Below are 15,065 nucleotides of genomic sequence, written 5' to 3' on the forward strand. Positions count from 1 at the left end.
CCCCTTTTTGCTTACTGAGTCAACGCCAAGGCGTCAATTACTCAGCTGCTGCTACCGGAGCTTCTTCAACGAAAACTTCGGTGCCGCCGGCAACGTTGTTGCGGCCGCGGATCACAGCGTCAGCCATCGAACCCATGTACAGCTGGATAGCGCGGATTGCGTCATCGTTGCCTGGGATGATGTAGTCAACGCCTTCCGGGCTGCTGTTGGTATCGACTACGCCGATAACCGGGATGCCCAGCTTGTTGGCTTCGGTGATCGCGATGCGCTCGTGATCAACGTCGATAACGAACAGAGCGTCTGGCAGACCGCCCATGTCCTTGATACCACCCAGGGAACGATCCAGCTTTTCCAGGTCACGAGTGCGCATCAGCGCTTCTTTCTTGGTCAGCTTGGCGAAAGTACCGTCTTCGGCTTGAACTTCAAGGTCACGCAGACGCTTGATGGAAGCACGGATGGTCTTGAAGTTGGTCAGCATGCCGCCCAACCAGCGGTGATCGACGTACGGCGAACCGCAACGTGCTGCTTCTTCAGCAACGATCTTGCCAGCGGAACGCTTGGTGCCGACGAACAGAATCTTGTTTTTGCCCTGGGCCAGACGCTCTACGAAAGTCAGAGCTTCGTTGAACATTGGCAGGGTTTTTTCAAGGTTGATGATGTGGATCTTGTTACGCGCGCCGAAAATGTACTTGCCCATTTTCGGGTTCCAGTAACGGGTCTGGTGACCGAAGTGCACACCGGCCTTCAGCATATCGCGCATGTTGACTTGGGACATGATAGTTCCTTAATAAGTCGGGTTTGGCCTCCACGTATCCCAATGACCAACCAGCAGCATCAGCTGAAGGCACCCAGGTCATCGTGTCGACACGTGTGTGGATTTAGGCTTTTCGGGACATCCCCGGAAAGCGGCGCATTTTATATCACAAGGCAGGGCAAAACGGAACCCGGATTCTGAAATCCTGGCAAGCGCATTGCGCCATCCCTTGGAATCCTCCAAGAATGCACCATTCTATAGGGAGAAGCGATGCACACAGGCGCAGATTTGCGCTGATCGTCTGGTAGAATCGTATTTTTCAGGGCTGCGAAGACCCATCGCGCAATGCCCTTTCCGTTCAGAAAGCGCCGCCTGGCGCAGAGAGAGCCTGTATGACCGTCACCCTCAAAACGCCCGAGGATATCGCCAAGATGCGTATCGCCGGCAAACTGGCCGCCGATGTGCTGGAAATGATTGCCGAACATGTCAAGCCGGGCGTTACCACCGATCAACTGAACCAGATCTGCCACGACTACATCGTCAATGAGCAGAAAGCCATCCCTGCCCCGCTCAACTACAAGGGCTATCCAAAGTCGATCTGCACGTCGATCAACCATGTGGTCTGCCACGGCATCCCGAACGACAAGCCGCTGAAAGACGGCGATACCCTGAACATCGACGTCACCGTCATCAAGGACGGCTACCACGGCGACACCAGCCGCATGTTCCACGTCGGCAGCGTGCCGGTCTGGGCCGAGCGCCTGTCCCAGGTGACCCAGGAATGCATGTACAAGGCGATTGAAATCGTCAAGCCCGGCTGCCGCCTGGGCGACATCGGCGAAATCATCCAGAAGCACGCTGAAAAGAACGGATTCTCGGTGGTTCGCGAATTCTGCGGCCACGGTATCGGCAAGGTGTTCCACGAAGAGCCGCAGATCCTGCACTACGGCCGCGCTGGCACCGGCATGGAACTCAAGGCCGGCATGACCTTCACCATCGAGCCGATGATCAACCAGGGCCGTGCCGACACCAAGGTTCTGGGCGATGGCTGGACCGCGATCACCAAGGACCGCAAGCTCTCGGCACAGTGGGAACACACCCTGCTGGTGACCGAAACCGGTTACGAGATCTTCACCCTGCGCAGCGATGACACCATCCCTCGCGTTTCGGCCTGATCTCGCCAGCGTATCTCGCCTATAGAAAGGAAAGCCAATCGATGCCGCAGGTGGATCCCGAACTCTTCGACCGTGGCCAGTTCCAGGCTGAACTGGCCCTGAAGGCCAGCCCGATCGCGGCCTTCAAGAAGGCGATCCGCCAGGCCCGCGAAGTGCTCGACGCCCGCTTTCGCAATGGCCGGGACATTCGCCGGCTGATCGAGGATCGCGCCTGGTTCGTCGACAACATCCTGCAAAAGGCCTGGGAGCAGTTCAGCTGGAGCGAGGACGCCGACATCGCGCTGGTCGCGGTCGGTGGCTACGGCCGGGGTGAATTGCACCCTTATTCCGACATCGATTTGCTGATCCTGCTGGACAGCGCGGACCACGAAGTTTTCCGCGATTCCATCGAGCGCTTTCTGACACTGTTGTGGGACATCGGCCTGGAGGTCGGTCAGAGCGTTCGCTCGGTCGAAGAGTGCGCCGTCGAGGCCCGCGCCGACCTGACGGTCGTCACCAACCTGATGGAAAGCCGCACCATCGCCGGCCCCGAGCGTTTGCGCCAGCGCATGCTGGACGTCACCAGCACCGGGCACATGTGGCCGAGCAAGGACTTCTTCCTGGCCAAGCGTGCCGAACAAAAGGCCCGCCACCACAAGTACAACGACACCGAATACAACCTGGAACCCAACGTCAAGGGCTCACCCGGTGGCCTGCGGGATATCCAGACGATTCTGTGGGTGGCCCGTCGCGAGTACGGCACCCTGAACCTGCGGGCACTGGCCGGCGAAGGCTTCCTTGTCGAAAGTGAAAACGCATTGCTCGCCTCCTCCCAGGAGTTCCTGTGGAAGGTTCGCTATGCCCTGCACATGCTCGCCGGTCGCGCCGAAGACCGCCTGCTGTTCGATCACCAGCGCACCATCGCCGGGCTGCTGGGCTTCAAAGGCGACGACGCCAAGCAAGCCATCGAAAATTTCATGCAGCAGTATTACCGGGTGGTGATGAGCATCGCCCAGCTCAGCGACCTGATCATCCAGCACTTCGAGGAAGTCATCCTCGCACCGGAAGACGAGGCACCACCGCAGCCGATCAACTCGCGCTTCCAGTTGCATGATGGCTATATCGAAGCACGCAACCACAACGTTTTCCGCCGCACGCCGTTCGCCATGCTGGAAATTTTCGTATTGATGGCCCAGCAGCCGGAAATCAAGGGCGTACGCGCAGACACCATTCGCATGCTGCGGGAAAACCGTCACCTGATCGACGACGACTTCCGCAACGATATTCGCAACACCAGCCTGTTTATCGAGCTGTTCAAGTGCAAGATCGGCATTCACCGCAACCTGCGACGAATGAACCGCTACGGCATCCTGGGTCGTTATCTGCCCGAATTCGGCTTTATCGTCGGGCAGATGCAGCATGACCTGTTCCACATCTATACGGTCGATGCCCATACCCTGAACCTGATCAAGCACCTGCGTAAGTTGCAGTACACCCAGGTGTCGGAAAAATTCCCGCTGGCCAGCAAGCTCATGGGCAAGCTGCCCAAACCCGAGCTGATCTACATGGCCGGGCTGTACCACGACATCGGCAAAGGCCGGCATGGCGACCACTCGGACATCGGCGCGGTCGACGCCGAGGCGTTTTGCCAGCGCCACCAGCTGCCTGTGTGGGACAGCCGCCTGATCGTGTGGCTGGTGCAAAACCATCTGGTGATGTCGACCACCGCCCAACGCAAGGACCTGTCCGACCCGCAGGTGATCCACGACTTCGCACAGATCGTCGGCGACGAAACCCGCCTTGACTACCTGTATGTACTGACCGTCGCCGACATCAACGCCACCAACCCGACACTGTGGAATTCCTGGCGCGCCAGCCTGCTGCGCCAGCTCTACACCGAAACCAAGCGCGCCCTGCGTCGTGGCCTGGAGAATCCGGTGGATCGCGAAGAGCAGATCCGCCAGACCCAGAGCGCCGCCCTGGACATTCTGGTGCGCGGCGGCACCGACCCGGACGATGTCGAGCAGCTGTGGGCGCAGTTGGGTGATGACTATTTCCTGCGTCACACCGCCGGCGATGTGGCCTGGCACAGCGACGCGATCCTCCAGCAACCGGCCGATGGCGGCCCCCTGGTGCTGATCAAGGAGACCACCCAGCGCGAGTTCGAGGGCGGGACCCAGATCTTCATCTATGCCCCGGACCAGCACGACTTCTTCGCCGTGACCGTGGCCGCGATGGACCAGCTCAACCTGAACATCCATGACGCCCGGGTCATCACCTCCAGCAGCCAGTTCACCCTCGACACCTACATCGTGCTCGACACTGACGGCGACTCGATCGGCGACAATCCGGCACGGGTCAAACAGATCCGCGACGGCCTGACCGAGGCCCTGCGCAACCCGGACGACTACCCGACCATCATCCAGCGCCGGGTACCGCGCCAGCTCAAGCATTTCGCCTTTGCACCACAGGTGACGATCCACAACGACGCCCAGCGGCCGGTGACGGTGCTGGAACTCACGGCGCCCGACCGCCCGGGCCTGCTGGCGCGGATCGGCACGATTTTCCTGGAGTTCGATCTGTCGCTGCAAAACGCCAAGATCGCCACCCTCGGCGAGCGCGTGGAAGACGTGTTCTTCATCACCGACGCCCACAATCAGCCGCTGTCCGACCCGCTGCTGTGCAGCCGGTTACAAGATGCAATCGTCGAGCAGTTGAGCGTCAACCAGGAACCCGATATCAAACTGTCGCGCATCAGCATCTGACTTAACGACGGCCCGCCTTTTGTAGGAGCGAGCTTGCTCGCGATGAACTCAAATACACCGCGTTGTTCTGGGAAGAACGCGTTATCGTTGACGACCATCGCGAGCAAGCTCGCTCCTACAGGGATCAGCGCCGCTCCAACACCGAACGAGATTTATCGATGAACAACGCTCTGTCCCAGCTCCAGCCTTACCCGTTCGAAAAACTCCGCGCCCTGCTCGGCAGTGTCACGCCCAACCCGGACAAGCGCCCTATTGCGCTGTCCATTGGCGAGCCTAAACACCGTTCGCCAAGCTTCGTCGCCGAAGCGCTGGCCAGCAATCTCGATCAGATGGCCGTATACCCGACCACTCTCGGTATCCCGGCCCTGCGCGAAGCCATCGCCGCCTGGTGCGAACGTCGCTTCGATGTCCCCAAAGGCTGGATCGACCCGGCGCGCAACGTGCTGCCGGTCAACGGCACCCGCGAGGCGCTGTTCGCCTTCACCCAGACCGTGGTCAACCGTGGTGATGACGCGCTGGTGGTCAGCCCGAACCCGTTCTACCAGATCTACGAAGGCGCGGCGTTCCTCGCCGGGGCCAAGCCGCATTACCTGCCGTGCCTGGACGAAAACGGTTTCAACCCGGATTTCGATGCCGTTTCGCCGGACATCTGGAAACGCTGCCAGATCCTGTTCCTGTGCTCGCCAGGCAACCCGACCGGCGCACTGATTCCGGTTGAAACCCTGAAAAAGCTGATCGCCCTGGCCGATGAACACGACTTCGTGATTGCCGCGGACGAGTGCTACAGCGAACTCTACTTCGACGAACAAACGCCGCCGCCAGGCCTGCTCAGCGCCTGCGCAGAACTGGGCCGCAAGGACTTCAAGCGCTGCGTGGTGTTCCACAGCCTGTCCAAGCGTTCGAACCTGCCAGGCCTGCGTTCGGGTTTTGTCGCCGGTGACGCCGACATTCTCAAAGGCTTCCTGCTTTACCGCACCTACCACGGCTGCGCGATGCCGGTTCAAACCCAACTGGCCAGCGTTGCTGCATGGAATGACGAAGTGCATGTGCGCGCCAACCGTGCGTTGTATCGCGAGAAGTTCGATGCGGTACTGGAAATCCTCAGCCCGGTGCTGGATGTACAGCGCCCGGATGGCAGTTTCTACCTATGGCCGAATGTGGCCGGTGACGACGCAGCGTTCTGCCGCGACCTGTTCGAGCAGGAGCATGTGACGGTGGTGCCAGGCTCTTACCTGTCGCGGGATGTCGATGGCGTCAACCCGGGCGCCGGGCGCGTGCGCATGGCGCTGGTTGCGCCGTTGGCGGAGTGTGTCGAGGCTGCCGAACGCATTCGCGACTTCATCCAGCGCCGCAAGTAAGTCTCTCTGTAGGAGCTGCCGCAGGCTGCGATCTTTTGACCTTGAAAATCAAAAGATCGCAGCCTGCGGCAGCTCCTACAAGGGTCAGCGGTTATTTCACCTGGCCCAATTTCGCTTCACTCAGATCAAGCTCCCCCAGCACCTCACGCAACACGTCATCGCCGATCTGGTGCTGACGACTGAGGCTGTACAACTCCAGGCGCTGCGCCCGCAGCGCCTTCAAGCGCAAGCGCCGCTCCAGCAAGTCCATCTGAAAGGCCAGGGCCTGGGCTTCGGCTGAATCGTTGAACACCTCCAACTGGTGCCGGTACTCGGACATGATCCGCGCCTTGAGTTCGGCGGCCAGCGCGGACTGGGCGGCGTCCTGCGGGTTGACCTCTTCTGTCTCAAGCGCATGAATGGCCGCTTCGGCGGTCTTGCGCCAGGCGTCGCGCACTTCGTTGCGGCGCTTGTCGTCCGGGCTGGCTTCGATGTCGCGCAGCAACAGTGGCAGCGCGATGCAGGCCGCAATCAACGACAGCAGAATCACCCCGGCGGCGATGAATATCAGCAGATCGCGCTCGGGAAACGCACTGCCCCCCATGAGCATCGGCACCGACATCACACCCGCCAGCGTCACGGCCCCGCGCACGCCGCCGACGGTCAGCAACCAGCAGGAACGCGCGCTTGGCACCCGGGTTATCTCAGCCTTGCCACGCCAGCGCCGCACAAAAATGGACAGCCGCCAGATGCTTTGCACCCAGACGAACCGCAAAACCAGCAGCACCAGGAAAATCGCCACCACATCCAGCCCGCGATACAACAACGTCGGCCATAGTGAGGTTTCGTGACTGGCCACCGCCTTGATGATGTCCGGCAACTGCAGGCCCAACAGCAGGAAAATCAAGCCGTTGAAGGCGAACTCCAGCAATGACCAGACACTGCGATTGAGCAGGCGCGTGTTGGTCTGGCGCGGCAGCAGATCGAGCCAGCTCTGCATCATCCCCGCCGCCACCGCCGACAGGATGCCCGACACGCCCACCCGCTCGGCCAGCACGTACGCGGCGAACGGCAGTAGCAACATGAAGACTACGTGTGTGGCCGGGTCGTCCCAGCCGCGGGCGATCATCCACGAACGCAGGCGCCCGACCAGCCAGCTCAACGCCACACCGGTGGCTAGGCCACCGATCGCCACCAGCACGAAAGTGACACTGGCGTTGGCCAGCGAGAACACACCGGTCACCGCAGCCGCCAGGGCAAACTTGAATGTCACCAGACCCGAAGCGTCGTTCATCAACGCCTCGCCCTGCAGCATGTGCATCAACGGCGTCGGCAAGCGGTTCTGGGAGATCGCCGAAACCGCCACAGCGTCGGTCGGTGACAGCACCGCCGCCAGCGCAAACGCCACGGGCAGCGGAATGCTCGGCAACAACCAGTGAATGAAATAGCCGGCACCGACCACCGTGAACAACACCAGGCCCACCGCCAGGGTCAGGATCGGTCCGCGCAGGTGCCAGAATTCGCGCTTGGGCATGCGCCAGCCGTCGGAGAACAGTAGCGGTGGCAGGAACAGAAACAGGAACAACTCGGGATCCAGGGCCACATGCAACCCCAGGGTCGGCCACGCAAGCAATGCCCCGGCGGCGATTTGCACCAGCGGCAACGGCAGCGGGATCACCCGTCCGATCAGGCGCGAAACGCCGACCAGCATCAACAGGATCAGGACGGTGTAGGCGGTTTGCATAAAGCGTGGTTCCCGGACAATCGACAGCATGGAAGTGCCATATTAGCTGCTTAGACTGCGTGGGGGCCCTTGCACCAATGTCGCACGCCGGAATACCGCCCTCCTGTAGGAGCGAGCCTGCTCGCGATGGTCGTTAACGATGATGCGGGCTGCCTGATACCCCGCGGAGCTCTCAGGTTCATCGCGAGCAAGCTCGCTCCTACAAGGTGCTACGCCATGACAAAAATACAAACCCGACCACAGCCGCCGCGAAACCGTCCGGCCATGGCATAATCCTCCACCTTTTATTTCCAGCACCTGCAAAGGGGGCAATTCCTTGACCGCTTCAAGCAAAACGTTGCACCTTTTCGGCATCAAAGCCTGCGACACCATGAAAAAGGCGCGCACCTGGCTCGATGAACACGCTGTCAGCTATGACTTTCATGATTACAAAGCGGTCGGTATCGACCGTGAACACCTGACCCAATGGTGCAGCGAGCACGGCTGGGAAGTGGTGTTGAACCGTGCAGGCACGACCTTTCGCAAGCTCGACGACGAACGCAAAGCCGATCTCGACCAGACGAAAGCCATCGAACTGATGCTCGCACAACCCTCGATGATCAAGCGCCCGGTGCTCGATCTCGGTGACCGAACCCTGATTGGCTTCAAGCCAGATATCTACGCGGCCGCGCTCAAGTAAGCAGCCCGTTCAATTTTGTTAGAGGTATTCACATGTCCACTACCCTGTTCAGCCTGGCCTTCGGCGTCGGCACTCAAAACCGTCAAGGCGCATGGCTGGAAGTGTTCTACGCCGCCCCGGTTCTCAAGCCATCGGCTGAAGTCGTCGCTGCTATCGCACCGATCCTGGGCTACACCGAAGGCAATCAGGCCATCGCATTCAGCACCGCCCAGGCCTCGCAACTGGCCGAAGCCCTCAAAGGCGTCGACGCTGCCCAGGCTGCCCTGCTGACCCGCCTGGCCGAGAGCCACAAGCCGCTGGTCGCCACCCTGCTGGCTGAAGACGCCCAGCTGTCGTCCACCCCGGAGGCGTACCTCAAGCTGCACCTGCTGAGCCATCGCCTGGTCAAGCCACACGGCCTGAACCTGGCCGGGATCTTCCCGCTGCTGCCGAACGTGGCCTGGACCAGCCAGGGCGCTGTCGACCTGAGCGAGCTGGCCGAACTGCAACTCGAAGCCCGCCTGCGCGGCGAGCTGCTGGAAGTGTTCTCGGTGGACAAATTCCCGAAAATGACCGACTACGTGGTTCCGGCCGGCGTGCGCATCGCTGACGCTGCGCGCCTGCGCCTGGGCGCTTACGTGGGCGAAGGCACCACCGTGATGCACGAAGGTTTCATCAACTTCAACGCCGGCACCGAAGGCCCGGGCATGATCGAAGGCCGCGTATCCGCTGGCGTATTCGTCGGCAAGGGTTCGGACCTGGGCGGCGGCTGCTCGACCATGGGCACCTTGTCGGGTGGCGGCAACATCGTGATCAAGGTCGGCGAAGGCTGCCTGATCGGCGCCAACGCCGGTATCGGTATCCCGTTGGGCGACCGCAACACCGTCGAGTCGGGCCTGTACGTGACCGCCGGTACCAAGGTCGCGCTGCTGGACGAGAACAATCAACTGGTCAAAGTGGTCAAGGCCCGTGAACTGGCCGGCCAGCCGGACCTGCTGTTCCGTCGCAATTCGGAAACCGGCGCCGTGGAATGCAAAACCCACAAATCGGCCATCGAGCTGAACGAAGCGCTGCACGCTCACAACTAAGTGCCGCAGGCACCTGTGGGAGCGAGCTTGCTCGCGATGCTTTTTGGCAACCTTACGGACGCCATCGCGAGCAAGCTCGCTCCCACAAGGTCCGGTGTACATCCGCCCAAGTTCACAGGGCTGAACACATGATGATTCTCTCTCCCTGGCGCGCCGATTTTCCGGCCATCGCCGCCCTGCAGCGCCAAGGCCAGACCTATCTGGACAACGCCGCCACCACGCAAAAACCTCAAGCCCTGTTGGACGCCCTGGCCCACTACTACGCCAATGGCGCGGCCAACGTGCATCGGGCGCAACACTTGCCCGGCGCCCACGCCACCCAGGCGTTCGAGGACAGCCGTCGCAAAGCCGCGCAATGGCTCAATGCTGGCGATTGCGGGCAGATCATCTTTACCCACGGCGCGACGTCCGCGCTGAATCTCCTGGCCTATGGCCTGGAACATCTTTTCAATCCGGGCGACGAAATTGTCATCAGCGCCCTGGAACATCACGCCAACCTCTTGCCGTGGCAGCAACTGGCACACCGTCGCGAGCTGAAGCTGGTGATCCTGCCGCTGGACGCCGATGGCGTGATCGACCTTGAAGCCGCCGCCGGTTTGATCGGCCCACGCACGCGTCTGCTGGCCGTCAGTCAACTGTCCAACGTGATTGGTGCGTGGCAGCCGCTGCCTCAATTGCTGGCACTGGCCAAGGGGCACAACGCCCTGACCGTGATCGACGGCGCCCAGGGCGTGGTCCATGGCCGCCACGACGTGCAAGCATTGGGCTGCGATTTTTATGTGTTCTCCAGCCACAAGCTCTACGGTCCCGATGGCCTGGGTGTGCTGTTCGGGTGCAATACGGCGCTGCAACAGCTGCGTCCCTGGCAGTTCGGCGGTGAAATGGTGCTCGATGCCAATTATCACGACGCACGCTTTCGCCCGGCCCCTCTGGGCTTCGAGGCCGGAACGCCGCCGATTGCCAGTGTGATCGGCCTGGGAGCGACCCTGGATTACCTCGCAGGGCTTGATCAGGACGCCGTGTCCGCCCATGAAACGGCGCTGCATGCCTGTTTGCTCAAGGGTCTTGAGGCACGTCACGGCATCCGCCTGCTGGGCAAGCCGCAAGTGGCACTGGCCAGTTTTACCGTCGAGGGTGTACATAACGCCGACCTGGCGCATTTGCTGACTGAGCAAGGAATTGCGGTGCGCGCTGGCCATCACTGCGCCATGCCGTTGCTCAAACGCTTTGAACTGGCGGGGGCGATTCGGGTGTCGTTGGCGCTGTACAACGACTCCGAAGACCTGGAACGGTTTTTTGAAGCCCTGGATCAGGCGCTGGAGCTGCTGCGATGAACCTGCCTGCCGATGCCGTGACCGCACTCGATACCTTTGGCAAAGCCGCCGGCTGGGAACAACGCGCACGCCTGCTGATGCAATGGGGCGAGCGCCTGCCTGCCTTGAGCGACGCGCAAATGTGCGACGCCAACCGGGTGTACGGTTGTGAAAGCCAGGTGTGGCTGGTGGGCGAATTGCGCGCCGGCCATTGGCAGTTCAGCGCCAACAGCGATGCGCGGTTGATTCGCGGGTTGGTGGCGTTGCTGCTGGCGCGGGTCAACGGCTTGTCGGCGGCCCAATTGCAGCAGGTGGATTTGCCGGACTGGTTCAATCAGTTGGGATTGGGGCGGCAATTGTCCGAATCCCGCAGCAATGGCTTGAATGCGGTGCTACAGCGGATGCGCGAGCTGGCCGCCTGATCACCCACAAACACCCTGTAGGAGCTGCCGCAGGCTGCGATCTTTTGACTTTGCCCTTTTAAAAACAAGGTCAAAAGATCGCAGCCTTCGGCAGCTCCTACAGGTGTCGAGCTTAGGCTTGGGGCTTGATGCGTTCAGCCGGGCGCCGCACACCGGCCACAATCTTGTCCACAGCCTTGGTCGCCGCGACCATGCCGAAGGTCGCCGTCACCATCATCACCGCGCCAAACCCGCCGGCGCAGTCGAGCTTCACGCCATCACCGACAAAACTCTTCTGCAGGCAAATGCTGCCGTCCGGTTTCGGATAACGCAGCTGCTCGGTGGAAAACACGCACGGCACACTGTAATGGCGGGTCACGGTGCGTGAGAAGCCGTAGTCGCGGCGCAGCGTTGAGCGCACTTTCGACGCCAGTGGGTCGTTGAACGTGCGGTTCAGGTCGCAGACCTGAATCAAGGTCGGGTCGATCTGCCCGCCCGCACCGCCGGTGGTGATGATCTGGATCTTGCGACGCTTGCACCAGGCGATCAGCGCAGCCTTGGCGTTGACACTGTCGATGCAGTCGATCACGCAGTCGATGTTCGGCGTGATGTACTCGGCCATGGTGTCGCGGGTGACGAAGTCCGGCACCGCGTGCACCGTGCAGTGCGGGTTGATTCCGCGCAGACGCTCGGCCATCACCTCGACCTTGGGTTTGCCGACGGTACTGTCCAGCGCGTGCAACTGACGGTTGGCGTTGCTGACGCAGACGTCGTCCAGATCGAACAGCGAAATCTCGCCCACGCCACAACGGGCCATGGCTTCCGCCGCCCAGGAACCCACACCACCGACCCCGACAATCGCCACATGGGCTGCGCGCAGGCGCTCAAGGCCTTCGATGCCATACAAACGGGCAATGCCGGCAAAACGCGGATCTTCAGTACTCATGACCATTACCCCAAAAACCGGCGGGCATTATAAGGCTTCGCAGCTACAAGATTTAAGTTTCAAGCAACAAGTGTAAGAACTTATGTGAAAGCAGATTGCCCAACGTCAGGCATTTCCCTGTCCGATGTACGTTCAGTGAGCTGCCGGTGTAGGATGCGCGCCCCTTGGCGGCAGCCAACCGTTCCTTCGTTCCACAGCCTTTGGAACCTGAAATAACCATGTCATCGCGTAAATTTGGACTCAACCTGGTCGTGGTGCTCGCCATCGCGGCCTTGTTTACCGGCTTCTGGGCGCTGATCAACCGCCCCGTCACCGCCCCCAACTGGCCTGAGCAGATCTCCGGCTTCTCGTACTCGCCATTCCAGCAGGGCCAGTTCCCGCAGAAAGACCAGTACCCGACCGACGATCAAATGCGTCGCGACCTGGAGATCATGAGCAAGCTGACGGATAACATCCGCATCTACTCGGTCGATGGCACCCTGCAAGACATCCCGAAACTGGCGGAAGAGTTCGGCTTGCGGGTAACACTGGGGATCTGGATCAGCCCGGACCAGGAACGCAATGAGCGGGAAATTACCCGCGCCATCGAAATCGCCAACTCCTCGCGCAGCGTGGTTCGTGTGGTGGTCGGCAACGAAGCGATCTTCCGCAAGGAAATCACCGCCGCCGAACTGAGCGTGATGCTCGACCGTGTCCGCGCAGCCGTGAAGGTGCCGGTGACCACGTCCGAGCAATGGCACGTCTGGGAAGAACACCCGGAACTGGCCAAGCACGTCGACCTGATCGCCGCGCACGTCCTGCCTTACTGGGAATTCATCCCGGTGGACAAGGCCCAGCAGTTCGTCCTCGACCGCGCCCGCGACCTGAAAAAGATGTTCCCGAAAAAGCCGCTACTGCTGTCCGAAGTGGGCTGGCCGAGCAACGGCCGCATGCGCGGTGGCGCCGATGCTTCGCCCGCAGACCAGGCGATCTACCTGCGAACCCTGGTCAACAAGCTCAATCGCCAGGGTTTCAACTACTTCGTGATCGAAGCCTTTGACCAGCCGTGGAAAGCCAGCGACGAAGGTTCCGTAGGCGCCTACTGGGGCGTGTTCAATGCCGCGCGCCAGCAGAAGTTCAACTTCGAAGGCCCGGTGGTGGCGATTCCGCAGTGGCGCGTACTGGCCGTTGGTTCGGTGGTATTGGCGCTGTTGTCGCTGACCCTGCTGATGATCGACGGCTCGGCCCTGCGCCAGCGTGGTCGCACCTTCCTGACCTTCATTGCGTTCCTCTGTGGTTCGGTGCTGGTGTGGATCGGTTACGACTACAGCCTGCAATACAGCACCTGGTTCAGCCTGACGGTGGGCTTCCTGCTCGCCCTCGGTGCGCTCGGGGTGTTTATCGTGTTGCTGACCGAGGCCCATGAACTGGCCGAAGCGGTGTGGGTGCACAAGCGTCGGCGCGAGTTTTTGCCGGTGGAAGGCGACTCCAGCTACCGCCCGAAAGTGTCGATTCACGTGCCTTGCTACAACGAGCCGCCGGAGATGGTCAAACAGACCCTCAACGCCCTGGCCAACCTCGACTATCCGGATTTCGAAGTCCTGATCATCGACAACAACACCAAGGACCCGGCGGTGTGGGAACCGGTGCGCGATTATTGCGAAACCCTCGGCCCGCGCTTCAAGTTCTTCCACGTGGCACCGCTGGCCGGCTTCAAGGGTGGCGCGCTGAACTACCTGATTCCGCACACCGCCAAGGACGCCGAAGTGATTGCCGTGATCGACTCGGACTACTGCGTCGACCGCAACTGGCTCAAGCACATGGTGCCGCATTTCGCCGACCCGAAGATCGCCGTGGTGCAGTCGCCGCAAGACTACCGCGACCAGAACGAAAGCACCTTCAAGAAGCTCTGCTACGCGGAATACAAAGGCTTCTTCCATATCGGCATGGTCACCCGCAACGACCGCGACGCGATCATCCAGCACGGCACCATGACCATGACCCGCCGCTCGGTGCTCGAAGAGCTGGGCTGGGCCGACTGGTGCATCTGTGAAGACGCCGAGCTGGGCTTGCGCGTATTCGAGAAAGGCCTGTCGGCGGCGTACTACCACACCAGCTACGGCAAAGGCCTGATGCCCGACACCTTCATCGACTTCAAGAAACAGCGTTTCCGCTGGGCCTACGGAGCGATTCAGATCATCAAGCGCCACACCGCCAGCCTGTTGCGTGGCAAGGACACCGAGCTGACCCGCGGCCAGCGCTACCACTTCCTCGCAGGCTGGTTGCCATGGGTGGCGGACGGCATGAACATCTTCTTCACCGTCGGTGCGCTGTTGTGGTCGGCGGCAATGATCATCGTGCCGCAACGGGTCGATCCACCGCTGCTGATCTTCGCAATCCCGCCGTTGGCGCTGTTCGTGTTCAAGGTGGCCAAGATCATCTTCCTCTACCGTCGTGCGGTCGGGGTCAATTTGAAGGATGCCTTCTGCGCTGCGCTGGCCGGTCTGGCGTTGTCCCACACCATCGCCAAAGCGGTGCTGTACGGCTTCTTCACCAGCAGCATTCCGTTCTTCCGCACACCGAAAAACGCCGACAACCATGGTTTCTGGGTAGCGATTTCGGAAGCCCGCGAAGAGATGTTCATCATGCTGCTGTTGTGGAGCGCGGCGCTGGGGATTTATCTGGTCAACGGCATGCCGAGCAACGACATGCGCTTCTGGGTCACCATGCTGCTGGTGCAGTCGCTGCCGTATCTGGCGGCGCTGATCATGGCGTTCCTGTCGTCGCTGCCGAAACCGGCCGCCGAGCCTGAAACGGCACCTGTCGTCTAAATATCCGCAGATACACTAAACGGCGGCCAATGGTCGCCGTTTTGCTTTAAGATAACCGCCATTTTGCGGGGCTTGGCGGAGTACGGTTTGCCAAC

11 protein-coding genes are annotated in these 15,065 nt (G+C 61.0%); 8 read left to right on the forward strand and 3 right to left on the reverse strand.

What is annotated here, in order from left to right; all coding sequences use genetic code 11:
- Window positions 1–37: 37 nt before the first annotated feature.
- Window positions 38–775, reverse strand: coding sequence for a 30S ribosomal protein S2 (gene rpsB, locus AC07YV_RS10090; RefSeq protein ID WP_007978390.1), 738 nt, complete (start codon window positions 773–775; stop codon window positions 38–40).
- Window positions 776–1,146: 371 nt separating this feature from the next.
- Here rpsB and map point away from each other — a divergent pair, with 371 nt between their 5' ends.
- The 3 genes from map (at window position 1,147) to dapC (ending at window position 6,031) form a co-directional block, all read left to right on the forward strand.
- Window positions 1,147–1,929, forward strand: a complete 783-nt coding sequence (map, locus tag AC07YV_RS10095) for a type I methionyl aminopeptidase (protein ID WP_102699381.1) — start codon at window positions 1,147–1,149, stop codon at window positions 1,927–1,929.
- Between the two features lie 41 nt (window positions 1,930–1,970).
- Window positions 1,971–4,673 carry a [protein-PII] uridylyltransferase gene (locus AC07YV_RS10100; RefSeq protein ID WP_102699382.1) on the forward strand — a complete coding sequence of 901 codons (2,703 nt, stop codon included), beginning with the start codon at window positions 1,971–1,973 and terminating at the stop codon, window positions 4,671–4,673.
- 158 nt (window positions 4,674–4,831) lie between these two features.
- Window positions 4,832–6,031, forward strand: a complete 1,200-nt coding sequence (gene dapC / locus AC07YV_RS10105; protein WP_102699383.1) for a succinyldiaminopimelate transaminase — start codon at window positions 4,832–4,834, stop codon at window positions 6,029–6,031.
- A 91-nt stretch (window positions 6,032–6,122) separates the two neighbouring features.
- On the opposite strand, the gene AC07YV_RS10110 is transcribed toward dapC, so the two are convergent.
- Window positions 6,123–7,754 carry a Na+/H+ antiporter gene (locus AC07YV_RS10110; RefSeq protein WP_102699384.1) on the reverse strand — a complete coding sequence of 544 codons (1,632 nt, stop codon included), beginning with the start codon at window positions 7,752–7,754 and terminating at the stop codon, window positions 6,123–6,125.
- A gap of 316 nt (window positions 7,755–8,070) precedes the next feature.
- On the opposite strand from AC07YV_RS10110, the gene AC07YV_RS10115 reads away from it, so the two are divergent.
- The 4 genes from AC07YV_RS10115 to AC07YV_RS10130 all read left to right on the forward strand — a co-directional run bounded on the left by AC07YV_RS10115 (window position 8,071) and on the right by AC07YV_RS10130 (window position 11,235).
- Window positions 8,071–8,433, forward strand: coding sequence for an ArsC family reductase (locus tag AC07YV_RS10115; RefSeq protein WP_095965033.1), 363 nt, complete (start codon window positions 8,071–8,073; stop codon window positions 8,431–8,433).
- A gap of 32 nt (window positions 8,434–8,465) precedes the next feature.
- Entirely contained in the window at window positions 8,466–9,500 is a 1,035-nt protein-coding gene (gene dapD, locus AC07YV_RS10120; protein WP_015093756.1) for a 2,3,4,5-tetrahydropyridine-2,6-dicarboxylate N-succinyltransferase, read from the forward strand.
- A 128-nt stretch (window positions 9,501–9,628) separates the two neighbouring features.
- Window positions 9,629–10,834: an aminotransferase class V-fold PLP-dependent enzyme gene (locus tag AC07YV_RS10125; RefSeq protein ID WP_102699385.1), complete on the forward strand. Its 1,206-nt coding sequence runs from the start codon at window positions 9,629–9,631 to the stop codon at window positions 10,832–10,834.
- Entirely contained in the window at window positions 10,831–11,235 is a 405-nt protein-coding gene (locus tag AC07YV_RS10130; protein WP_102699386.1) for a SufE family protein, read from the forward strand. Before AC07YV_RS10125 ends, AC07YV_RS10130 begins: the two co-directional genes overlap by 4 nt.
- A 112-nt stretch (window positions 11,236–11,347) precedes the next feature.
- Here the strand turns inward: AC07YV_RS10130 and tcdA are convergent, their stop codons facing one another.
- A complete protein-coding gene (gene tcdA / locus AC07YV_RS10135) occupies window positions 11,348–12,166 on the reverse strand; it encodes a tRNA cyclic N6-threonylcarbamoyladenosine(37) synthase TcdA (RefSeq protein ID WP_102699387.1) in 819 nt (272 codons plus the stop codon).
- Between the two features lie 212 nt (window positions 12,167–12,378).
- Between tcdA and AC07YV_RS10140 the strand changes: the two genes are divergently transcribed.
- Complete coding sequence (locus tag AC07YV_RS10140) at window positions 12,379–14,970, forward strand: glycosyltransferase (protein ID WP_102699388.1); 2,592 nt, start codon at window positions 12,379–12,381, stop codon at window positions 14,968–14,970.
- Window positions 14,971–15,065 lie beyond the last annotated feature (95 nt).

Source organism: Pseudomonas sp. GW456-E7 (genome assembly GCF_059424105.1).